15 protein-coding genes are annotated in these 22,036 nt (G+C 74.4%); 4 read left to right on the top strand and 11 right to left on the bottom strand.

The window, feature by feature from the left end; genetic code table 11:
- Window positions 1-15: 15 nt before the first annotated feature.
- Both ABTZ03_RS00485 and ABTZ03_RS00480 read right to left on the bottom strand, forming a co-directional pair.
- On the bottom strand, window positions 16-1,164 hold the full coding sequence (locus tag ABTZ03_RS00485) for a catalase family protein (RefSeq protein ID WP_350510611.1): 1,149 nt from the start codon (window positions 1,162-1,164) through the stop codon (window positions 16-18).
- Complete coding sequence (locus ABTZ03_RS00480) at window positions 1,161-2,528, bottom strand: Dyp-type peroxidase (RefSeq protein ID WP_350510610.1); 1,368 nt, start codon at window positions 2,526-2,528, stop codon at window positions 1,161-1,163. The genes ABTZ03_RS00485 and ABTZ03_RS00480 overlap by 4 nt, the downstream gene beginning before the upstream one ends.
- 581 nt (window positions 2,529-3,109) lie before the next feature.
- On the opposite strand from ABTZ03_RS00480, the gene ABTZ03_RS00475 reads away from it, so the two are divergent.
- The 3 genes from ABTZ03_RS00475 (at window position 3,110) to ABTZ03_RS00465 (ending at window position 9,176) form a co-directional block, all read left to right on the top strand.
- Window positions 3,110-5,488: a SpoIIE family protein phosphatase gene (locus ABTZ03_RS00475; protein ID WP_350510609.1), complete on the top strand. Its 2,379-nt coding sequence runs from the start codon at window positions 3,110-3,112 to the stop codon at window positions 5,486-5,488.
- Window positions 5,489-5,727: 239 nt separating this feature from the next.
- Window positions 5,728-6,204: an ATP-binding protein gene (locus tag ABTZ03_RS00470; RefSeq protein ID WP_350510608.1), complete on the top strand. Its 477-nt coding sequence runs from the start codon at window positions 5,728-5,730 to the stop codon at window positions 6,202-6,204.
- Window positions 6,205-6,284: 80 nt separating this feature from the next.
- Window positions 6,285-9,176 (top strand): ATP-binding protein, encoded by a 2,892-nt coding sequence (locus ABTZ03_RS00465; protein ID WP_350510607.1) that lies wholly within the window; start codon window positions 6,285-6,287, stop codon window positions 9,174-9,176.
- Window positions 9,177-9,247: 71 nt separating this feature from the next.
- Here ABTZ03_RS00465 and ABTZ03_RS00460 read toward each other — a convergent pair whose 3' ends face one another.
- From ABTZ03_RS00460 to ABTZ03_RS00420, 9 genes are all read right to left on the bottom strand, one after another.
- The gene (locus tag ABTZ03_RS00460; protein ID WP_350510606.1) at window positions 9,248-11,149 is read right to left on the bottom strand and encodes a glycoside hydrolase family 27 protein; all 1,902 of its coding nucleotides are present in this window, start codon (window positions 11,147-11,149) and stop codon (window positions 9,248-9,250) included.
- 40 nt (window positions 11,150-11,189) lie between these two features.
- A complete protein-coding gene (locus ABTZ03_RS00455) occupies window positions 11,190-12,290 on the bottom strand; it encodes a glycerate kinase (protein WP_350510605.1) in 1,101 nt (366 codons plus the stop codon).
- Window positions 12,287-13,153 carry a sugar phosphate isomerase/epimerase family protein gene (locus ABTZ03_RS00450; RefSeq protein WP_350510604.1) on the bottom strand — a complete coding sequence of 289 codons (867 nt, stop codon included), beginning with the start codon at window positions 13,151-13,153 and terminating at the stop codon, window positions 12,287-12,289. Before ABTZ03_RS00450 ends, ABTZ03_RS00455 begins: the two co-directional genes overlap by 4 nt.
- A complete protein-coding gene (locus ABTZ03_RS00445) occupies window positions 13,150-14,298 on the bottom strand; it encodes a dihydrodipicolinate synthase family protein (protein WP_350510603.1) in 1,149 nt (382 codons plus the stop codon). Before ABTZ03_RS00445 ends, ABTZ03_RS00450 begins: the two co-directional genes overlap by 4 nt.
- The gene (locus ABTZ03_RS00440; protein ID WP_350510602.1) at window positions 14,298-15,449 is read right to left on the bottom strand and encodes a Gfo/Idh/MocA family protein; all 1,152 of its coding nucleotides are present in this window, start codon (window positions 15,447-15,449) and stop codon (window positions 14,298-14,300) included. Before ABTZ03_RS00440 ends, ABTZ03_RS00445 begins: the two co-directional genes overlap by 1 nt.
- A 61-nt stretch (window positions 15,450-15,510) precedes the next feature.
- On the bottom strand, window positions 15,511-16,491 hold the full coding sequence (locus tag ABTZ03_RS00435; RefSeq protein ID WP_350510869.1) for a hydroxyacid dehydrogenase: 981 nt from the start codon (window positions 16,489-16,491) through the stop codon (window positions 15,511-15,513).
- A 116-nt stretch (window positions 16,492-16,607) separates the two neighbouring features.
- Window positions 16,608-17,513, bottom strand: coding sequence for a carbohydrate ABC transporter permease (locus tag ABTZ03_RS00430; protein ID WP_350510601.1), 906 nt, complete (start codon window positions 17,511-17,513; stop codon window positions 16,608-16,610).
- Window positions 17,510-18,469, bottom strand: a complete 960-nt coding sequence (locus ABTZ03_RS00425; protein ID WP_350510600.1) for a carbohydrate ABC transporter permease — start codon at window positions 18,467-18,469, stop codon at window positions 17,510-17,512. The genes ABTZ03_RS00430 and ABTZ03_RS00425 overlap by 4 nt, the downstream gene beginning before the upstream one ends.
- Window positions 18,466-19,797 (bottom strand): ABC transporter substrate-binding protein, encoded by a 1,332-nt coding sequence (locus ABTZ03_RS00420; protein ID WP_350510599.1) that lies wholly within the window; start codon window positions 19,795-19,797, stop codon window positions 18,466-18,468. The genes ABTZ03_RS00425 and ABTZ03_RS00420 overlap by 4 nt, the downstream gene beginning before the upstream one ends.
- Before the next feature lie 322 nt (window positions 19,798-20,119).
- Between ABTZ03_RS00420 and ABTZ03_RS00415 the strand changes: the two genes are divergently transcribed.
- On the top strand, window positions 20,120-22,033 hold the full coding sequence (locus ABTZ03_RS00415; protein WP_350510598.1) for a DUF2264 domain-containing protein: 1,914 nt from the start codon (window positions 20,120-20,122) through the stop codon (window positions 22,031-22,033).
- Window positions 22,034-22,036 lie beyond the last annotated feature (3 nt).

Here is a 22,036-nt window from a genome sequence, read left to right as displayed (position 1 = left end):
CCTTTCCGTAGGTCGTCATTCATGGCCGGGCAGCACGTCGGCGGCCGAGGCGGGCTCGGCGCGGTGCTGGCCGTTGAGGTCGTGGCGCAGTACGGAGGAGCGCCGGTAGACCTCCTTGCGGACGGTCTGGATCGGGCCGATCGGCACGTGCTCGGGCGGGCAGCGCCACGGCGTGAAGGAGAGGCCGTCCGCGGCGACCAGATTGGCCGCGTCGCCGATGTCCTGGCGGGGGAAGCGCAGTCTGGCGACCGTCACGAACGGGGACTCGTGCTCTTCCCATTCGACGGTGAGGTCGTCCACCGGCATCGTCCGCAGGTCGGCGCACAGCTGCACCTGGAAGTCGAACTCGTGGTCCGCGTCGGCGAGTTCGTCGACCAGGGCGGGCCGGAACACCTCGTCCCGGCTGTTCGGGTCGAGGTCGCGCAGCCGCACGCGGGCCGCCGAGGCGTCGGTCGGGCGGATCCGGAGCTTGGCCACGTGGTCGCCGTGGCGCACCGCGCCCATCGAGAAGAACGAGGAGAGCAGCAGGTTCTGCCAGCGGGCCCGGGCGCCGAGCCGCAGCAGCGCGCCGAGTTCGTCCCAGGCCCACTGCTCCGGGGGCAGCGTGCCGTAGCCGGTGACCCAGTCGTAGTACATCCGGTGGTTGCCCCGGCGGCCGTCCAGACGGTACTTCGGCAGGTCGATGAAGAGCTTGGAGAGGAAGGTGTAGTGGGCCGCGGTGTTGCAGAAGAAGATCGGCCCGTTGATCATGTTGAAGTCCAGCGTGCGGCTGACCGGTTCGTCCGGCAGGGTGGTCCGCGAGTCGATCCCGAAGACCTTGGTGGCCATGCCGACGACGTTGCCCAGCATCCGGTCGGCGCCCAGGTGGGAGAGCCCGTTGGAGTAGCGGACCAGGGCGTCGTGCGTTCCGGGCCGGGCGTAGACGCCCTGGGCGTACGCGGGCGGTACGCCGTCGAGGATCTCGAAGGTGCCGCGGACCAGTCCGTAGGCCTTGGCGTGGGCGAAGCGCACGGCCCGGTTCTCGCCCTCGCCCTGGACCGAGTTCCGCTCGAAGTCCTCGACGACGTCGAGGCACTTCGCCAGGCTCCGCTCGAAGTCGGGTTCCGGCGGGTCGATCTCGGGTGAGTACCGCACGGGGGTGAAGTCCAGCTCTGGGGCCGTCACTTGGTGTCCTCCGGGGTGGATGGGTCGACGGTCGGGTCGGGCAGGGTGGTGAGCCATTCGAGCGCGGTGAGGCCGGGCAGGAACAGGTACTCGCCGCCGCGTACGGTCACGAACCGGGGCAGCCCGGTGAGCCGGCGCCGGACCGGCCGGGCGGGGACGGTGTGCACACCGGCGCCGTCGCGGTTGCCGACCAGGGGGTCCTGCTCGGCGCCGAGGCCGGCGAAGTCGCCGTCGTTCAGCCACACCTGCTGCACGAACTCGAACTGCCGGGACAGGCTGGCGCCCATGAAGACGAAGATGATCCCGCGCTCCGCGCCGTCGTCCTCCAGCACGCCCTCCGGCAGCAGCGGCCCGTACGCAGCCCCGCGCCGCAGCACCCGGTGGATGCGGGTCTGCACCACGGTGTCCGCGAGGCCGTCCCTCGGGTTGGCGCGCCGGATGTGCGAGCCGCACGGGACGAGCAGGCCCCGCGGGTCGTCCCGGTAGCGGAAGTCGTTGTTGCGCAGCGGGTCGGCTCCCAGGTCCGGATCGTCGTGCTCCGGCGCCAGGGCGAGCGGCGCACCGCTGCGCCAGCGGCCGACGACCTTGGCGGCGAGCAGCTCCTCGTCCTCGGGTGAGCGGGCGTGCTCGCGCAGGTACCTGCGGAACGCGGCGACGTCCGCGTGCAACTGGCGGAAGGCCAGGTAGCAGCCGTTGCGGCCGAGCACCTCCGGGGCGGGCCCGTTCGGCACCGACCCCGACTCGTCCGGGTAACCGAAGACGAACTCGCCCGGCTGAACGTGGTCCTGGCCGGGCAGCGGCTCCTCGACGCTGCCGATCAGGTACGGACCGGAGATGCCGTCGCGGAAGCCGAAGTGTTCGCGGCCGGTGACCGGGACGCCGACGTCGAGCCGGTAGACGAGGCTCACCCCGGTCAGCCGCCCGGCCGCCTCCACCGGCTCGCGGAGCCCGCCGGGACTGCCGGAGATGATCATCACTCCGATGTGCACCTCGGGTCCGCCGAGCGGCGGGGTCCAGTGGGCGGGGTCGTTGGCGCCGGAGTCGCCCAGGACCTCCTTGCGGGCGACCATGCCGGCCCGGAACTCCGGGGCGAAGGAGGCGAGCGCGTCCGGGGGCAGGCCCAGCCGGGCCAGGCCGCGGTAGGAGAAGGCGATGTTGAGGGTGAACGGGCGGGGCTTCTCCCAGTCCGCCGCACTGGTGATCTTCGGCAGGACGTCGCGCAGGGAGCGCTTGGCCGCGGCCGGGTCGTCGATCCGGTAGAGCAGGTAGGTGCCGTGGTAGTCGTCCGGGCGGCGACGCAGCACGGTGCCCTGGATGTCCGCCAGCTCCAGCGTCGGCACCGCGCCCGCGGTGGACCCGCTCACCCCGCTGGGGTGGGCGGCCGGGTGGGCAGGGACATCAGGGCCTCCTTCGAGCTGTGACAAACCGGACACAACTCTGCAAGAAGGAGGCGGATGTCGACGGGAAGCCGCACGACGTGTCGTCACGGCCCGCCTCGGCAGGGACTCGGCTCAGCAGCGTCCCGCTCCACCGAACGAGCGCGTCGACCTCGGCCGGGTCGACGAGCAGGCCGGAATGCTCGCCGGGCGAGGCGGGATCCGGGGTCGCCACGACGCCCTTGTCGTAGGCCACCACCTGGACGGCGTTGTCCGGGTCGATGCGGTCGAGTACCGGTCGGAGATCCGACCGGCGGTGAAGGGCGGTCGGGCGGCCGCCCCGGCGATGTCGATGATGCCGCGCCCTCGCACTCGCCGAGCAGGTACGGGTGGTTGCCGTGGGTGCCCAGGCCCTCGTAGTCCGTCATGGCGACCGCCCGGCCGGCAGCGGCCGGGGGCGGTGGTCGTCCCGGCCACCCGCGATCGATGCTGGTCGGACCGGGTTCGGTCGCGACGGGCGCCGGTGTGGTGGGCGGGGCGCAGGCGGGCCCGGGCGGTAAGACAAGGGCATGCGAGAGAAGCCGAACCGTCGTCAGCCGCGCCACGACGCCCGTCCCGGCCGTCCCGGTGGGGTACGGGCGGTGCTCGGCGGCGTCGCCGGGCCGGTGCTCCTGGTGCAGGTGCTGGTCGTCCTGCTGCTGGTCGTGGCCGCGGTGGTCGCGCTGGTGCTGCAGGCCCGTACCGACCCTCGGCAGGAGGTGCGGGCCCGGTCGCCGGCCGCCGCCGAGGCCTTCGCGCACGCCCCCGGCCGGACCGTCGACCGCGCCGACGGCCTGGCCGGGCGGGAGCTGCCGGTCGTCATCGGGGCGGGACTGGTCGCGCTCGCGCTGGCCACGGGCGTCACGGGCTACGCCGTCCGTCGGCTGCGTCGGCAGACCCACGGGCTCGGACCGGCCGAGATGACCAGGATGTACGAGCACCACGACGCGGTGCTGCACGCCGTCCGCGAGGGCGTCCTGATCGTCGGCGAGGGGGACCGGCTGCTGCTGGCCAACGACGAGGCCCGCCGCCTGCTCGACCTCCCGCCCGACGCCGAGGGCCGACCGGTCACCGAACTGGGCCTTGACGAGCGGACCGCGGCGCTCCTGCTCGCCCACCGGGCCGTCGACGACCGGATGCTCCCCGCCGGGCCACGGCTGCTGGCCGTGAACGTCCGCCCGGCCGGGGCCGGCAGCGTGGCCACCCTGCGGGACTCCACCGAACTGCGCGCCCTGGCCGGTCGGGCCGAGGTCGCGCAGGACCGGCTGCGCCTGCTGTACGAGGCGGGCGCGGCCGTCGGTACCACCCTCGACGTCACCACCACGGCACGCGAACTCGCCGAACTGGCCACGGCCGGTTTCGCCGACTACGCCTCGGTGGACCTCGCCGACCCCGTGCTGCACGGCGAGGAGCCGCCACCGCCCGTCGCCGGGGCGCCGGTGGAGCTGCGCCGGGTCGCACGCAGCGGCGCCCCCGACGACTCCCCGCTCTACCGGACCGGCGAGCTGATCGGCTTCGCGGCCCCCACCCCGCCGGCGGTCGGCTTCGTGAGCGGCCGGCCCGTCCTGGTCCCCGATCTCGCCGCCGATCCCGGGTGGCGGACCCAGCAGCGCACCCGGGAGACCCTGGAGCACGGGCTCGGCTCGCTGATCACCGTCCCGCTGAAGGCCCGCGGCCTCCTGCTCGGCATCGTGAACCTGTGGCGGCTGCGCGGGAGCGGGCCGTTCGACGAGGGCGACCTGGCGCTGGCCGAGGAACTGGCCGCCCGCGCCGCCGTCTGCATCGACAACGCCCGGCGCTTCACCCGCGAGCACGCGGTGGCCGTCGCCCTCCAGCGCAGCCTGCTGCCGGGCGCCACCCCCGCACAGAACGCCCTGGAGGTGGAGGCGCGTTACCTGCCCGCGCGGAGCGGGGTCGGCGGCGACTGGTACGACGTCATCCCGCTGCCCGGCGCCCGGGTCGCCCTGGTCGTCGGCGACGTGGTCGGCCACGGCCTGCACGCCGCCGCCACCATGGGCCGGCTGCGCACGGCCGTCCGCAACTTCGCCACCCTCGACCTGCCGCCGGACGAACTCCTCGGCCACCTGGACGAGTTGGTCACCCTGATCGAGGAGGAGGCGGACGACGAGGCCCCGGTCGCCGGTGCCACCTGCCTGTACGCGGTCTACGACCCCACCCGGGGCACCTGCGTGCTGGCCCGGGCCGGACATCCGTCGCCCGCCCTGGTCCACCCGGAGGGCACCGTCGACTACCCCGAACTGCCCGCCGGGCCGTCCCTCGGCATCGGTGGAATGCCCTTCCGCAGCGCGGAGTTGACCCTCGCCGAGGGCAGCGGGCTGGTGCTGTTCACGGACGGGCTGCTCACGGGTGAACGGCCTGAGGACAGCTCGGGGGACCGACTCGCCGTGCTGGCCGCCGCCCTCGCCCACCCCGGCCGCACCCCGGCGGAGACCTGCGACGCCGTCCTGGAGGCGATGCGGCCGGACCGGCACGGCGACGACGTCGTGCTGCTCGTCGCCCGCACCCGCCGGCTGGCCGCCGACCGGATCGCCGAGTGGGACGTCCCCGTCGACCCCGCGGCGGTCGCCGCCGTACGGGCCGGAGCGACGGCGCAGTTGATCCGCTGGGGCCTGGACGAGGCGGTGTTCACCACCGAGCTGGTCCTCAGCGAGCTGGTCACCAACGCCATCCGCTACGGCCGCCCGCCGATCCGGCTGCGCCTGCTCCACGACCGCGGCCTGATCTGCGAGGTCTCCGACGGCAGCAGCACCTCGCCGCACCTGCGCTACGCGGCGGACGAGGACGAGGGCGGGCGCGGCCTGTTCCTGGTCGCCCAGCTCACCGACCGCTGGGGCACCCGCTACTCGCCGCGGGGGAAGACCATCTGGGCCGAGCAGTCGCTCGACTGACCGCACCCGCCCGGGACCGTCCGCCCACCGGAGCGGCTTTGGCCACCGGAGCGGCTTCGGCCACCGCGCTCGCGGTGGACCGGCGCGCCCGCGCACCGAGAGCGGGCTACCCAGCGGCCGCCGCCGCCCGGTTTGGGTATACGCATTCACGGCCGCACCCCTTGCCCCGGCCGCCCCTTCCGGCGCACGGTCGAAGCAAGCCCGCCGGTACAGCGACGGCGGGACGATCCAGGAGTTTCATGGTGCTCACCGTCGAGGCCTCCCCCCGCCCCTCCGTCCGTTCCCGTCCGCGGGGTGCGACCCCGCCACCTCCGGTGACGGTCGCGGCCAGCAGCATGGCCGCGACCGAGCAGGCCGTCCCCGCCATGCGGCGGTTCGCCCGGCACACCGCCCTGCGGTGGTCGGTGCCGCGGACCACCGTCGACGCCCTGGAACTGGTGGTGACCGAGCTGGTCTCCAACGCGGTGCTGCACAGCGGGAGCCCGGACGTCACGGTGTTGATCACCTACCACGGAGGGGAGCTGACGGTCGAGGTCAAGGACTCCGGCCGGTGGCGGGTCCGGCAGGCGCCGCGCCGCGTGCCCGAGGACGCCGGAGCGGCCTTCGGGCGGGGGCTGGACCTGGTGGCGCACGCCACCAGCGGGTGGCTGGCCTTCCTCTCCGCCACCGGGACCAGGGTCGTGGCCACCCTCCCCGTGCCCCTCGCACGCGCTTGACCAGCCGGTTCGCCCGGACCCCGGTCTGTTTGCCGGGGGTCCGGGCGCGGGCTAGCGTGACCGGGAGAGGCGGTGATCGCGTGGCGCGGACTGCCGGACCCGGCGCCGGCGGAGGGCCCGGTCGGGGCTTCGCCCTCGTCGGGCGGGGACGCGAGCTCCGGGCGCTGCTCGACGCGGTCAGGCGGCCGCCCGCGGTCGTCCTGGTCGAGGGCGAGGCGGGCATCGGCAAGTCCCGGCTGGTCCGCGAGGCGTCGGCGGTCCTGACCGCGGAGGGGCGCCCGGTGCTGATCGGGCTCTGCCACCCGCTGCGCGAACCGTTCCCGTACGGGCCCGTGGTGGACGCGCTGCGCGGGACCGGCCCGCTGCTCCCGGGCGTGGCGGGCATCCCGCCCACGGCCGGTGCGCTCGCGCCGCTGCTGCCGGACCTCGCGGACCGCCTGCCCCCGCCGCCGGAGAGCATCCCGGACGAGGCGCGGGTCCACCGGCACCAGATCGCCCAGGCCGTCCGGTCCCTGCTCACCGCCATCGGGCCGGTGGTCCTCGTGATCGAGGACCTGCACTGGGCCGACGAGGCGACCCGTGAGCTGCTCCTGCTGCTCGCGCGGGACGTGCCGGAGCAACTCGGCCTGGTGCTGACCCACCGGGCGGAGGACCTGCCGGCCGGGACCTCCGTCCTGGGCACCGCGTACAGCCGTCCGCCCGGGGTCGGCGGCACCTCGATCCGACTGGAGCGGCTGACCGAGCCGGACGTCCGGGAGCTGGCCGAGGCCGCGCTGGGGCGGCCCGGGGCGGCCGGGCTCGGCGAGGCGCTGTACATCCGCAGCGACGGCCTGCCGCTGGTCGCCGAGGAGGACCTGATCACCCTGTGCGAACCGGCCGGCAGCCGGGAGCGCGGCGACCTCGTCGCCCGACTCCGCCGTGCCGCCGTACCGACCGGTCTGAGCGAGGCGGTCACCGGACGGCTCGACGCGCTGCCCGCACCGGGGACGGCGATCGTCGCGGCCGCCGCCGTCCTGGCCGTCCCGAGCACGGAGCCCGTGCTCAGCCGGGTCGCCGGGCTGGATCCGGGCCCCGGCGCGGAGGGGGTCGCCGCCGCCCTCCGCGCGGCCGTGCTGCGCGAGGGCGAGCCGGGACGGTACGTCTTCCGCCACGCCCTGGCCCAACAGGTCGCGTACCAGCACGTTCCGGCGCCCACCCGGACCCGGCTGCACGCGCGGGCGGTCGACGAGCTCCGGAGCTGGTCCCCGCCGCCGCTGGTGCAGATCGCCCACCACACCCTCGCCGCCGGCGACCTCACGGCCTGGTACGACCGGGCCGAGGAGGCCGCCGAGGAGGCCACGGCACTCGGGGACACCGGCACTGCCGCGACGCTGCTGCGCCACCTCCTCGACCGGCCGGAGCTGCCGGACGAACGCCGGGTGCGGGTGGCCCGCGCGCTCGCCCGGCTCGCCGTGAACGGGGCGGACTTCACCGCGAGCGCGGCCCTCCTGCGGCGGCTGCTGGGGGACGTGCGCCTGCCCGTTCCGGTGCGTGGGGAGATCAGGCTCGCCCTTGGGCTGCTGACCATCAACCAGCTCGGAGATCGCTCGGGGTTCGACGAACTGGAGGAAGCCGTAGGGGAGTTGGCACAGCGACCGGTGCTGGCGGCGCGAGCCATGGCCGCGCTGGCGGTGGCCGAGCGCGACGGCGCCACGGCCCGGGCCCGGGGCTGGCTCGACCGGGCCGATCGGACGCTTCGCGAGAGCGGAAGCGACGACGCGGCAACCCGGGCCGCCCTCCAGGCCACCCGGCTGAGCCTGATGGTCCGGGACGGCGAGCCCGGCGCCTGGGAACCGCTGGACCGGTTGCCGCGCGGCGGCGAGACCGGTGAGGTCGTTCGGCAGACCGCCCGGGCGCTGTACAACTCCGCCAGGATGGCCATCGAGACCGGCCACGACCGGCGCGCCGGGCAACTGCTGGCCGAATGCCGGCCACTGACCGAACAGCTCGGCCTGACGAGCCTGGCCTGCTTCAGCCGGCTCGGGCTCCTGCACCTGGAGTTCCTGGCCGGTCGCTGGGTCGGCATCGAGGAACAGCTGACCGGGCTGCGCGCGGAGTATCCCGACATGGCGCCGCTCTTCGACCTCAAGGAGGAGCAGATACTTGCCCAACTCTCCTTTGCTCAAGGGAAGTTCCGGCAGTCCGTCGAGCACCTCGGAACGGCCTCCGGCTACGCGGAGCGGCACGCCCAGGTCAGCGACGTGCTGTGGGTCGCGGCCGGCCGGGCCGCCGTCCGGCTCGCGCGGCACGACCCGGAGGGGGCGTTCGCCCTGGTGCTCCCGGCCGTCGCCGCACTGCGCGAGGCCGGTACCTGGGCCAGGACCGTCGGACTGGTCCGCATGGCCGTCGAAGCCGCCCTGCAGGCCGGGCGCCGGGACTTCGCCGAGCGTCTCGTCGAGGACGCGGAGCGGGGCCTCGCGGGACGGGACGCCCCGGCGACGACCGCGGAACTCGCCCTGGCCCGGGGCCTGTTGCTCCGCGCGGACGACCCGCAGGGTGCGGCGGCAGCCTTCGAGGGCGCCCTCCGGCGCTGGCGGGAGATCGGCCGCCCGTACGAACAGGCCGACGCCGCCGAGCAGTTGGGGCGCACCTTGGCTCATCGGCAGCCCGCAGTGGCGGCCGGACGCCTGGCCGAGGCGCTGGACGCCTTCACCGGCCTCGGTGCGACCGAGGACGCGGCACGCTGCCGCCGGGCGATGCGCGACCTCGGGCTCGCGGACTCGGAGCCACCCGCCCGTCGCGGCTACGGGGACCAACTCTCCCCGCGCGAGCGGGAGGTGGCCGAACTGCTGGTCCGGGGTGCCACCAACCAGGACATCGCCCGGAAGCTGGTGCTGTCCCAGCGGACCGTCGAGAAGCACGTGGCCCAGGTGCTCCGGAAGCTGCGCACGACCCGGGGCAACGTCCATCGGGTGCTCCCGGCCGACGGATGAGAGCCGGGAACCACGCAGGGCGGCACCGCCGGAGCGGTGCCGCCCTCAGGGGGTCGGTGGGGCAGGGGGCCTCAGGAGTCGGTCAGCGAGAGGAGGTGCAGGGCCGGGTCGTCGGGCAGGGTGATCGACTGCAGGGTCTTGCCGTCGGGCACGGTGACCGAGGCGTAGGAGACCAGGTAGCGGGTGCCGAACCGGTCCGGGCCGTGCGGGGTGTCGCGGTGGGTGGTGGTGATCGCGGTGCTGTCGCCGAAGGCGGTCGGGTGGGCGGTCAGCCAGTTGGGGAAGCCGAGGGTGGCCCGGCTGCTGGTGCCGTCGGTGTAGTGGAGGGTGAGCGTGCCGGAGGCGTCGCCGCCGCTGGAGGCGCCGAGGAAGCCGAGGGTGGAGCTGTCGGTCGGGTAGGCGAGGGTCTGGCCACGGGCGACGATGCTGTCGAACTGCCCGGAGCCGCCGGCCGGCCAGCTGAAGGTCTGGCCGCCGGCCTCGACGGTGGAGCCGCGGGTCACGCCGGCTGCGGCCAGGGCGTCCGAGGAGAAGCTGTCCCCGGCCCGGTCGAAGGAGCCGGCCGTGGCCGCGTCGTCGTCGCTGATCGAGGTCGCGTTCAGCGCGGTGGTCCAGTCGGCGTACGTCGCACCGGCGTCGGGGTGCAGCCGGTAGATCACCGTGCTGGTGGCCGGGACGGTGGCGGCGATGGCGCCGGAACTGGTGGTGACGGCCTTGCTCCACAGGTCCTTGAGGGTGAAGCCCGAGGCCGAGGTGCCGACCTGGGCGCCGGTGGTGGAGATCGTCCGCGCGGTGGCGGAGCGGTTGAGCAGGGCCACCGCGAGATCCCCGTCGGCCAGCGGCTTGGCGTAGACGGCGGTGTCCTCGTCGCCGGAGACCTGGGTGGCCTGGACGCCCAGGCGGTCCTGGTCGACGGCGATGACGTCGGTGTTGCCCGCGTCGGCGACCACCTGCGGGGTGAAGGCGGCGGCGCCGGCCAGCTTGATGTTCAGCGGCGCGGCGTACATCGCCCACATGCTGAGCTGGGCGCGCTGCTGGGCGACCGTCATCGAGCTCTGGCCGAGGGCGAGTTGGTCCGGGTCGTTGAAGTGGCCGGCCTTCGCGTAGCCGGCGGTGGCGTCGGTCTGGTCGATGCTGGTCAGGGCGGCGGCCCAGCTGTTCCCGCCGACGTCGGCGGCCATCCGCCACTCCTGGGAGGAGAGCCCGATCCCGGCCATGACCTTCTGGAAGACCGGGGAGCCGGTGCTCCGGTTGTCCCAGTTGAAGTAGGCCGGGGCGGAGCAGTTGAGCACCATGTGGGTGCCGTGGGCGGCGTTGGCCGCGGCGATGGCCCGGGCGGCCTGGCGGTAGGCGTCGATCGCGACGTCGGCGTCGTGGTCGGTGGTGAGCAGCAGGCCGGAGGTGGAGGTCCGGGTGTGCGGGTAGCAGTAGTCCATCTTGATGTAGTCGACGCCCATCGACGCGAAGTACTCGGCGTCCTGGGCGAAGTGGCCGTAGCTGCCGGAGCCGCCGTCGCAGGTGAGGTCGCCGCCGTCCTCGTAGATGCCGAACTTGAGGCCCTTGGCGTGGACGTAGTCGATGGTGGCCTTGATGCCCTGGGGGTACTTGCTGGGGGAGGAGATCAGGTTGCCGTTCGCGTCGCGGCCGTGCCGGGCGGCGGGGACGACCTGGGTGCCGTCCCAGTCCTGGCCGTTGTCCTTGATCATCCAGTCGTCGTCGACGGCGACGGTGTTCCAGCCCTTGGCGGCCAGGCCGTCGGCGACGGCGGCGTCGGTGTCGGCGCGGACCAGGGCGTCATTGGTCTGCCGCCAGCTGCCGGGTCGGATGATCATCGTGGGGGTCGGCTGGAGGGTGTGGTCGGCGACGTTGCCGGGGGCGGACTCGGCGGCGGCCGGCTGCGCGGGCAGCGCGGTCACCGTCGCGGCGGCGACGAGGGCCGCGGCGGCGAGTGCGGGCAGGGTGGTGCGGCGCACGGGGGGGCTCCTTGGGAGTGGGTGCAGGGGAGGGAGTTGCTCAGTAACGGGCGGCCAGCAGGGCGCCCGCGCGGCGCAGCCAGTGCAGCGGGCGGCTGCGAGCCGCCTCGGCCGATCCGGCCAGCCGGGTCAGGGTGTGGACCGCCGGGTCGGCGGACTCCGTGGCGGTCACGGCGGGCTCGGCGGCCTCCCCGGCGATCACGACGGTCGGCCGACCGGCCCGGCGGGCGCGGCGCAGGACCTCGCCCACGGCCTTGCCGCGCAGGCTGGTGGCGTCGAACCGGCCTTCGCCGGTGATCACCAGGTCGGCGCCGGTGAGCGCCTCGTCCAGCCGGAGCAGGTCGGCGACGGCGCCCGCGCCGGGGGTGGTGACGGCGTCCCAGACGGCGGCCAGCCCGTAGGCGGTGCCGCCGGCCGCACCGGCGCCGGGGGACGCGGGGTCGCCGCCGAGCACCACGGTCAGCCGGGTCAGGCCCGCCTCCAGGAGGCGGACCTCGCGCGGCCCGGCGCCCTTCTGCGGGCCGTACACGGCGGCGGCGCCGTCCGGGCCGAGCAGCGGATTGGTGACGTCGGTGAGCAGCCGTACCCCGCCCGGTGGGGGCGGCAGCAGCCGGCTCGGGTCGGCCCGGCGCGCGCCGGCCAGGGCGGCCCCGCCGTCGGGCAGTTGGGCGCCCTGCCCGTCCAGCAGGCGCAGGCCGAGCGCGGTGAGCAGCCCGGCGCCACCGTCGGTGGAGGCGGAGCCGCCGAGCGCGACGGTGATCCGACGGGCCCCGGCGGCGAGCGCCGCGGTGATCAGCTGCCCGGTGCCGCGGGTGGTGGCGGTGAGCGGGGCCGGGGCGGCCATCAGCGGCAAGCCGCTGGCGACGGCCAGTTCGACCAGGACGGTGCCGTCCGGCAGCAGGGCGTAGGCGCCGGTGACGGGGCGTCCGTCCGGTCCGGTGCAGCCGCGCACCCGCCGGACGACGGCCCCCGGGGTGGCCGCGACGACGGCCGCCATGGTGCCTTCGCCGCCGTCGGCCATCGGCCGGGTGAGCAGCTCGTCCTGCGGCCGGACGGAGTGCCAGCCGGCGGCGAGGGCGGTGGCCGCCTCGGTGGCCGTCGCGGTGCCCTTGAAGGAGTCCGGGGCGAGGACGACCTTCACGGGCCGTCCGCCGGGGCCGGGCCCGCCGCCGGCGCGAGGTGCGGCTCGATGTGGGTGCGGTGGCGTTCGGCGAGCAGGGCCAGGGTGCGGTCCCCGGGGGTGCGCCAGATCCGCTCGTTGAAGATCTCGACCTCGATCCAGCCGGTGTAGCCGGCGGCGCCGACCGCCGTGGTGAGCGCGGCGAAGTCGATGTGGCCGTCGCCGACGTGGCCGCGGCCCAGCAGGGCGTCGGCGGGCAGCGGGAGCGTCCAGTCACAGACCTGGTAGGCGGCGATCCGGCCGCCGCGCCCGGCGCGTGCGATCTGGGCGTCCAGCTGCGGGTCCCACCAGACGTGGTAGCTGTCCACCACCACGCCGACCTGCTCGGCGGGGAAGGGCTCGGCGAGGTCCAGGGCCTGGCCGAGGGTGGAGACCACCGCGCGGTCGGCGCAGAACATCGGGTGCAGCGGCTCGATCGCCAGCCGGACGCCCAGGTCGCCCGCGTGCGGGGCGAGTCGGCCGAGCAGCTCGCCGACCCGGGCCCGGGCCCCGGCGAGGTCGCGGCTGCCCTCGGGCAGCCCGCCGACCACCAGCACCAGGGTGTCGGTGCCCAGTTCGGCGGCCTCCTCCAGGGCGGCGAGGTTGTCGGCGAGCGCGGCCCGGGCGGCCTCCGGCCCGGTGGCGGTGAGGAAGCCGCCCCGGCAGAGGCTGCTGACGGCCAGTCCGGCCTCCCGGACGATCCTGGCGGCGTGCGGGACGCCGATCTCGGCGACCTTGTCGCGCCACAGCCCGATCGCCGGGATCCCGGCCGCGGCGCAGCCCGCCACGGCCTCGGCGAGGCTCCACCCCCGGGTGGTGATCTGGTTCAGCGACAGCCTGCTCATGCGGTCACCCCCGCGAGTCGGAGGTGGGCGCGCATCCGGTCAGCCGCGAGCTCCGGGTCGGGCAGCAGGCCGGCCGCGTCGGCGAGCCGGAACAGCTCTATCAGATGGCGGGTGGAGCGGCCGCTCTGGGCGCCGGCGACCATGGTGAAGTGGTCCTGGTGCCCGGTCAGCCAGGCGAGGAAGACGATCCCGGTCTTGTAGTGGTACGTCGGCGCGCCGAACAGGTGCCGGGCGAGCGGCACGGTCGGGGCGAGCAGCGCGTCGTAGCGTTCGACGTCGCCCGCGTCCAGGGCGTGCAGGGCGGCGGCGGCCCGGCGGGCGAGCGGGTCGAAGACGCCGAGCAGGGCGTGGCTGTGCCCCAGTTCGTCGCCCTTGATCAGCTCGGGGTAGTGGAAGTCGTCGCCGGTGTAGAGGCGCACCCCGACGGGCAGGGCGCGGCGCAGGGCGATCTCCCGGTCGGCGTCGAGCAGGGAGACCTTGATGCCGTCGATCCGGTCGGCGTGGGCGTGGATCAGGTCCAGCACGGTCGCGGTGGCGCGGTCGAGGTCGGTGGAGCCCCAGTACCCGGCCAGGGCCGGGTCGAACATCTCGCCGAGCCAGTGCAGGATCACCGGCCGGCCGGACTGCCGGATCAGTCCGCCGTAGACGGTCAGGTAGTCCTCGGGGCCGGTGGCGGTGGCGGCGAGGGCCCGGCTGGCCATCAGGATCGGCCGGGCGCCGGCCGCCTCGACGACGGCGAGCTGCTCCTCGTAGGCGGCCGTGACCTGCTGGAGCGAGGGAGCGGGGGAGGCGAGCTGGTCGGTGCCGACCCCACAGGCGAGCAGCCCTCCGACGGCCCGGGCCTCGGCACCGGAGCGGGTGATCAGCTCGCGGGTGGCGGGCCAGTCCAGGCCCATGCCGCGCTGGGCGGTGTCCATGGCGTCGGCGACGCCGAGGCCGAGCGACCACAGGTGGTGGCGGAAGGCGAGGGTGGTGTCCCAGTCGACGGCGGCCGGGGCGCCGGGGGCGTTGTCGCCGAGCGGGTCGGCGACCACGTGTGCGGCGGCGTAGGCGGTACGCGAGCGCGGCGGGTGCGCGGGCAGGTCGAGCGGCTCGGGGTCGCGCAGGCGCAGCGGGCCGTGGCCGGGCAGCAGGATCGTGGTCATCACAGCTCCAGCGCGGGGACGTCGAGGCGGCGGCCCTCGCGGGCGGAGCGCAGGCCGAGTTCGGCGAGCTGGACGCCCTTGGCGCCCTCCAGCAGGTCCCAGTGGTACGGGGAGCCGGTGGTGACGTGGCGCAGGAACAGCTCCCACTGGACCTTGAAGCCGTTGTCGAACTCGTCGTTGTCGGGCACCGGTTGCCACTGGTCGCGGAACGGCTCGGTGACCGGCAGGTCGGGGTTCCAGACCGGCTTGGGGGTGGTGGCGCGGTGCTGGACGCGGCAGTTGCGCAGTCCGGCGACGGCGCTGCCCTCGGTGCCGTCGACCTGGAACTCGACCAGCTCGTCGCGGTCCACCCGGACCGCCCAGGAGGAGTTGATCTGGGCGGTGATGCCGCCCTCCAGCTCGAAGATGCCGTACGCGGCGTCGTCGGCGGTGGCGTCGTACGGGCGGCCCTGCTCGTCGTGGCGCCGCGGCAGGTGGGTGGCGGTGTGGGCGTAGACCGAGCGGACCGGGGCGATCAGGTTGTCCAGCACGTAGCGCCAGTGCGGGAACATGTCCAGGATCATGCCGCCGCCGTCCTCGGCGCGGTAGTTCCAGGACGGCCGCTGGGCGGGCTGCCAGTCGCCCTCGAAGACCCAGTAGCCGAACTCGCCGCGCACCGAGAGGATCCGGCCGAAGAAGCCGCCGTCCACCAGGCGCTTGAGCTTGAGCAGGCCGGGCAGGAAGAGCTTGTCCTGCACGGCGCCGTTGGCGACCCCGGCTTCGCGGGCCAGCCGGGCCAACTCCAGGGCGGAGTCCAGGGTTTCGGCGGTCGGCTTCTCGGTGTAGACGTGCTTGCCGGCCGCGATGGCGGCCTTGATGGCCGGCTCGCGGGCCTGGGTGACCTGGGCGTCGAAGTAGATCTCGGCGAGCGGGTGGGCCAGGGCCTCGTCGAGGGACGTGGTCCAGTGGGCCAGGTCGTGCCGTTCGGCGAGGGCGCGCAGCTTGGCCTCGCTGCGGCCGACCAGGATGGGCTCGGGCCACAGGGTCCGGCCGTCCGGCAGCGGGAGGCCGCCCTGCTCGCGGATCGCGAGGATCGAGCGGACGAGGTGCTGGCGGTAGCCCATCCGGCCGGTGACGCCGTTCATCACGATGCCGATGACCTTGCGGGACATGGGAGTTCTCCTCTGGTGGTACGGGGCGGTACGGGTGGTACGGGGTGGTGCTCGGCGTGGGTCAGGCGGTGCGGGGGAGGTCGGTGGGCAGCACGGGGTGGGCGAAGGGCAGGCCGGCGGCGTACCGGGCCAGCTCGTCGGCCGCGGCGGCCGCCATCCGGTGCAGTTCGCCGCCGAGGGAGCCGGCCACGTGCGGGGTGAGCAGCACGTTGGGCAGCTCGTACAGCGGGGAGTCGGCGGGCAGGTGCTCGGGCACGGTGACGTCGAGGACGGCGTTCAGGCGTCCGGTGACGAGTTCGGCGGTGAGCGCGTCCTGGTCGACCAGCGAGCCGCGGGCGGTGTTGACCAGGGTGGCGCCGTCGCGCATCGCGGCCAGGCGGGTGCGGTCGATCAGGTGCCTGGTCTCGGGCAGTTCGGGGGCGTGGACGCTCACCACGTCGGCGGCGGCGCACAGTTCGTCCAGTCCGACGGACCGGGCGCCGAGCGCGGCGGCCTGCTCCGGGTCGACGTACGGGTCGTGGAGGAGCAGGTCGAGGTCGTACGGGCGCAGCAGTTCCAGCACCCGCCGCCCGATCCGGGAGGCGCCGACGACGCCCACGGTGCGCCGGTAGTTGCCGGGGGCCTCGGGAGCGGACTGCCAGTCGAACCGGTCGCGTTGCCGCCGGTAGGCGGAACTCAGCTGCAATACCCGCTTGTTGGTGAACAGGACGGCCGCGACGGTGTACTCGGCGACCGGCAGCGCATTGGCCGCGGCGGCGGAGCTCACCCGGATGCCGCGCTGCCAACAGGCCGCGGTGACATGGTGCTTGACCGAACCGGCGGCGTGCACCACGGCCCGCAGCCGGGGTGCGGCGGCGAGGACGGCGGCGTCCAGCGGCGGGCAGCCCCAGGAGCTGATCAGCACCTCGGTCTCGCGGAGGGCGGCGGCCGCGCCGGGGGCGGTGAAGTCGGCGGCGACCAGGGCCGGGTCGAGGTCGGCGAGTTCGGTCAGCCGGGCCATGGTGGCCGGGTCGATCAGCCGCTCGGCCAGGCCGGGTTCCATGGCGAGCAGCGCGCGGGGGCGGCGGGTGCGGTGCTCGGGCGGGTCGGTCGGTGTGGCGGGTGCGGTGGGCACCGGGGACTCCCGTTCGACAGTGGGGTGTTGTGCTTCGCGGGTGTTCACTTGACGCTCCCCGCCGTCAGGCCGGCCTTCCAGTGGCGCTGGAGGACGGTGAAGGCGACCACCAGCGGGAGCACGGCGAGCAGCGAGCCGGTGACCACCAGCGGGTAGTACTCGGGGAAGGCCCGGGTCTGGCTGTTCCAGCTGTAGAGGCCGAGGCTGACCGGGAAGAGCCGGTTGTCGGAGAGCATCACCAGCGGCAGGAAGAAGTTGTTCCAGATCGCGGTGAACTGGAACAGGAAGACGGTGACGAAGCCCGGCATGACCATCGGCAGCCCGATCGACCGGAAGGTGCGCAGTTCGCCGGCGCCGTCCATCCGGGCCGCCTCCAGCACCTCGCCGGGCAGGTAGCCCGCGCAGAACACCCGGGCGAGGTAGACGCCGAAGGGGTTGACCAGGGAGGGCAGGAACACCGCCCAGAAGGTGTTGACCAGGTGCAGCTTCGAGGCGAGCAGGTACATCGGCAGGGCGAGCGCGGTGGTCGGCACCAGGACCCCGACCAGCACCAGGCCGAACAGCTTCTCCTTGCCGGGGAAGGCGTACACGTGGAAGGCGTAGCCGGCCGCGACGCAGAGCAGGGCGCAGAGCAGGGCTCCGAACCCGGCGTAGAGCAGGGAGTTGAGGTACCAGCGGAAGTAGATGCCGTCGCCCGTGGTGGCGAGCTGGTGGAGGTTCTCGCCGAGGTGCCAGCGGGAGGGGCTCAGGGCCACGCCGCCGAGCAGGTCGCCGGTGTTCTTGGCGGCGGCGGTGAGCAGCCAGCCGAGCGGCAGCAGGGTGTAGGCGGTGGCGAGCAGCAGGGCGCCGTTGACGGCCGCCTTGGAGAGGGTCCAGGGGCGGCGTCGGGGCGGGGCCGGGGTGCCCGGGGGCGGGGTGCGCACGGGGCGTTCGGGGGCGATCGCTGTCATGCCGGGGTCTCCTTGCGCTTCGGCCGCGAGCCGCCGGTGAGGCGGGTGACCACGAAGGAGAGGCCGGCCGCGAGCAGGGCGAGCAGGACCGAGGAGGCGGCCGCGAGGTTGTAGTCGTTGCGGTCGAACGCCGCCGTGTAGCCGTACATGTTGGGGGTCCAGGTGCTGATCACGCCGGGCGCGACGCCGTGCAGGATCATCGGTTCGGTGAACAGCTGGAGCGAGCCGATCAGGGTGAACAGCGCGACCATCACGATCGAGGCGCGGATCAGCGGCACCTTGATGCCGAGCGCCGTGCGCAGCGGTCCGGCGCCGTCCACCACGGCCGCCTCCAGCACCTCGCGCGGCACGGCCTGCAGCGCGGCGTAGAAGATGACCATGTTGTAGCCGGTCCACTCCCAGAGCGCGATGTTGACGACGGCGGGCAGCGGGTGGCCGAGCAGGTCCGGTTGGAGGCCGGCCGAGCCGAGGGCGTCGACCACCGGGCTGATCCCCGGGGTGTACAGGTACATCCAGACCAGCGCGGCGATGATGCCGGGTACGGCGTGCGGCAGGAACAGCGCCAGCTGGAAGAACCGGCGGGCCCGGGAGAGCGTGGAGTCCAGCAGCAGGGCGAGGGTGAGCGAGAGGCCGACCATCAGCGGGATGTACAGCAGGCAGTAGCCGGCCGTGATCAGCAGGCCGTTGCGGAAGGCGTCGTCGCCGAGGGCGCGGGCGTAGTTGCCCAGGCCGGTGAAGACGGTCTCGGCGTCGCCGAAGCCGAGGCCGTCGCGGTGTTCGGTGAACAGGCTCAGGTAGACGGCGTAGCCGATGGGGACGAGGGTGCAGGCGGTGAACAGGAGCAGGAAGGGCCCGAGGAGCAGGGCGGGGGCCCCGAGCCGTCCGCGCCGCCTGACGGTGGCGGCGCGGACGGAGCCGTGGCGGTCGTCCGCCGTGGAGGTGGTGCCGGTCGTCATCCCTGGGCGACCTTGAGCCCGCGGTTCTTCAGCTCGGCGGTGGTGGCCTGCTGGGCCGTACCGTCGGCTTGGGCGATGGTGCCGCCACCGGTCAGCTTGGCGAAGGAGTCCTTCAGGGAGTTGTTGGTGGCGCCCATGGTCGGGCCCCAGGTCCAGTCGGTGCGGATCGACTTGGCCGCGTCGGCGTAGAGCGCGTAGACGTCCTGGCCGCCGTAGAAGTCGGTGTTGAAGGCGGCCTTGGCGGTCGGGACCAGCTCGGGCGCGGCCGGGTAGGCGGAGGAGGTGCCGGAGGCGATCCGGGCCTTGATGCCCTCGGGCGTGGTGGTGGCCCAGGTGGAGAACTCGACGGCGGCCGCGGCCTTCTTGCTGTCCTTGGACACGGCGAAGGTGGTGCCGCCGAGCATGCCGCTGGCCGGGGTGCCGTCCCAGGTCGGCACCGGGGCGACGGCCCACTTGCCGGAGGCGTCCGGCAGCGAGCTCTTCAGCACGCCGGCGCCCCAGGAGGCGCCCACGTACCCGGCGGTCTCGCCCTTCTGCAGGGAGGCGGTCCACTGCTGGCTGAACGAGGGCTGCACCCGGACCAGGTCGTCGTCGATCAGCTGCTGCCAGTAGTCGGCGACGCGCCGGGTGTCGGGGGAGTCGATGTCGACCTTCCAGGCGCCGTCGGCGGTGCCGAACCAGTGGGCGCCGCCCTGCCAGGCCAGGGTCTCGAAGGGGCTGGGGTCGTCGGGGAAGAAGGTGGCGATCCGGGTCGCGGGGTTCGCCTGCTTCAACTTCTGTGCGGCGGTGCGGAATTCGTCCCAGGTCCGGGGGACGGTGACACCGGCCTGCTCGAAGAGGTCCTTGCGGTAGTAGAAGGCCTGGGGCGCGGCGTCCAGCGGCAGCGCCCAGGTCTTGCCGCCGAGCGTGGTGAGCTCCACGGCCTGGGGCAGGTACTTGTTCCGGAGCTCGGTCGGGACGAGCTTGCCGATGTCCTGGACGGCGCCCTGGCTGACGAAGTCGGGCAACTGCTGGTATTCGGTGTTGAAGACGTCCGGGGCGTTGCCGGCCTTCACCGCGTTGGAGATCTTGGCGTAGCCCCCGGCCACACCGGAGGGGATCTCCTCGAAGGAGACCTGGACGTCGGTGTGGGAGGCGTTGAAGGCGGCGACGACCTCCTTGGTGCCCTTGGCCCAGCCCCAGAAGGTGATGGTGACGGGCTTTCCGTCGGCGGCGGGCCCGTCGTGGCCTCCGCTGCCGCCGCAGCCGGCCAGCAGGGTGGTGGAGAGGGCGATGACGGCGGCGGCGGTGAGCCGGGGAGTTCTGCGGCGGGGTGTGGGGGAGAGCATGGTTCAGCTCCAGGGTGAAGGTGGCAGACGCCGGAGGGAACCCGAGGGCTCGGCACGGGCCGAGCGGGGCGGGGACATCCTGACCCCGGCATTCGATCGCCGTCAAGACCGTTTGATCGAATGATCCAGATTTCCTGAAACTCTCCAGGGTCGGTCGTCAGGACCGGTCCCTCCTGGATGAGCTGCTGATATCGCCGATCGGCCGGGCCTCCTGGGGCTCTCGGTCGATCTCCCCGATTGATCATTCGATCAGAAACATTGACGAGTGATCGATATCTGCCTAGATTCGGCGGCGCGTCAGCCGGCCGACGAAGGATCCCCCATGCACCTGCCCCCCGAGGACCGCCGCACCAGCCCGTACACCGGCTGGACCAGATCCCACTGGGAGGCCGCCGCCGACGGCCTGCTGGCCGCCGTCCGCCCGTACGCCAGCCCCGGCCAGGGCCTGATCCACCTCCCCGGCCCCCGCCCGAGCATCTCCGGACCGCGCTCCGACGGACTGGAGGGCTACGCCCGTACCTTCCTGCTCGCCGCCCTCCGCGTAGCCGGAGCCGACGGCGCCGACCCGCACGGCCTGCTGGAGCGCTACGCCGCCGGCCTCGACGCCGGCACCCGCCACCCCACCCCGGAACGCGAACTCGCCGACGGCGACCCGGAGTCCTGGGGCGCCGTCGCCGACCGCTCCCAGCCCATGGTCGAGGCCGCCTCCGTCGCCCTCGCCCTACGGGTGACCCGCCCGTGGCTCTGGGACCGGCTCGACGACGCCGTCCGCCAACGCGCCGGTCACTGGTTGGCCGGCGCCCTGCGGCACACCCCCGTCGACAACAACTGGTGGCTCTTCCCGCTCACCGTCGGCGGCTTCCTCGCCGAGGCCGGCATCGAGACCGAAGCCGCCGAAGCGGCCGTCGACCGAGGCCTGGACCGGATCGAACGCTGGTACCTCGGCGACGGCTGGTACACCGACGGCCGCCCGCGCGCCTTCGACCACTACAACGGCTGGGCCCTGCACCTCTACCCCGTCCTGCACGCCCACCTCGCCGGCGACCCCGTCCTGCTCGCCCGCTACGGCGCCCGCCTCGAAGCCCATCTCACCGGCTACGCCCGGCTGTTCGGCGCCGACGGCGCCCCCGTCCACCAGGGCCGCTCACTCACCTACCGGTTCGCCGCCGCCGCCCCGCTGTGGGCCGGCGCCCTCACCGGCCACACCCCGCTCGGCCCCGGCACCACCCGCCGGCTCGCCTCCGGCACGCTGCGCCACTTCCTCGACCGGGGCGCCGTGACACCCGACGGCCTGCTGCCGCTCGGCTGGTACGGCGCGTACCCGCCGCTGGTCCAGGAGTACTCCGGCCCCGCCTCCCCCTACTGGGCGAGCAAGGGCTTCCTCGGCCTGCTGCTCCCCGCCGACCACCCGGTCTGGACCGCGACCGAGGAGCCCGGCCCGGCCGAACGCGCCGACACCGTAACGCCGTTGCCGCAACCGGGCTGGCTGGTCCAGTCCACCGCCGCCGACGGCCTGGTGCGGCTGCACAACCACGGCAGCGACGACCAGCCCGCCGACCAGGTACACGCCGACGACCCGCTGTACGCCCGGCTCGCCCACTCCACCGCGACCGCCCCCGTCCACGACGGCCCGGCCGACAACCACTTCGGCCTGGTCGTGGCCGGGCAACCGACCGAACGCGGCCGGATCCGCCCGCTGGGCACCGGCCCGGGCTGGGCCGCCTCCGCCCACCGTCCCCGCAGCGGAGGGCAACCGCTCACCGGAGTGGGCGTCACCTCGCTCACCCTGACCCGGGGCCACCACGAGGTCCGGGCCCACCTGGTGGTCGGCGCCGAGTCCGGGAGCGCGGTGCGGGAGAGCGGCTGGGCGGTGGCCGGGGCCACCGTCGAGGCCGGCACCGAACGGCTGACCGCCCGGGTCCGCGCCGACGGACGGCTGCACGCCGACCTCACCGGCGCCCACGGCTACACCCGGGCCGCCGTCGACCCCGCCCCCGCCGGCACCGCCTTCGGACCCGCCGCGGCCGTGCCCGTCCTGACCGGCGCCACGGGGGAGGGGCCGTCCCTGTTCGTCTCCGTGGGCCGCCTCAGCGCGGCGCCGACGCCGGTCGGTGACCCGCCCGGCGTGCGCGCCGAACCGACCCGCGACGGCCACCGGCTGACCGTGACCTGGCCGGACGGCACCGCCCACCGGGCCGAGCTCGCCGCCGGGTCCGTCACCGTCCGCGCCGTCTGAGGA

The organism is Kitasatospora sp. NPDC096077 (genome assembly GCF_040303245.1).
GTDB lineage: Bacteria > Actinomycetota > Actinomycetes > Streptomycetales > Streptomycetaceae > Kitasatospora.
The sequence above is the reverse complement of the archived record's forward strand: the minus strand, read 5'-3'. Positions and strand labels throughout refer to the sequence as shown.

Coding starts and splice junctions, on each gene's coding strand:
- ABTZ03_RS00435 (WP_350510869.1), bottom strand. CDS start 16,491: ATGGAACCCGGCCTGGCCGAGCGGCTGATCGACCCGGCCACCATGGCC.
- ABTZ03_RS00440 (WP_350510602.1), bottom strand. CDS start 15,449: ATGTCCCGCAAGGTCATCGGCATCGTGATGAACGGCGTCACCGGCCGG.
- ABTZ03_RS00430 (WP_350510601.1), bottom strand. CDS start 17,513: ATGACAGCGATCGCCCCCGAACGCCCCGTGCGCACCCCGCCCCCGGGC.
- ABTZ03_RS00450 (WP_350510604.1), bottom strand. CDS start 13,153: ATGAGCAGGCTGTCGCTGAACCAGATCACCACCCGGGGGTGGAGCCTC.
- ABTZ03_RS00470 (WP_350510608.1), top strand. CDS start 5,728: ATGGTGCTCACCGTCGAGGCCTCCCCCCGCCCCTCCGTCCGTTCCCGT.
- ABTZ03_RS00445 (WP_350510603.1), bottom strand. CDS start 14,298: ATGACCACGATCCTGCTGCCCGGCCACGGCCCGCTGCGCCTGCGCGAC.
- ABTZ03_RS00425 (WP_350510600.1), bottom strand. CDS start 18,469: ATGACGACCGGCACCACCTCCACGGCGGACGACCGCCACGGCTCCGTC.
- ABTZ03_RS00420 (WP_350510599.1), bottom strand. CDS start 19,797: ATGCTCTCCCCCACACCCCGCCGCAGAACTCCCCGGCTCACCGCCGCC.
- ABTZ03_RS00415 (WP_350510598.1), top strand. CDS start 20,120: ATGCACCTGCCCCCCGAGGACCGCCGCACCAGCCCGTACACCGGCTGG.
- ABTZ03_RS00475 (WP_350510609.1), top strand. CDS start 3,110: ATGCGAGAGAAGCCGAACCGTCGTCAGCCGCGCCACGACGCCCGTCCC.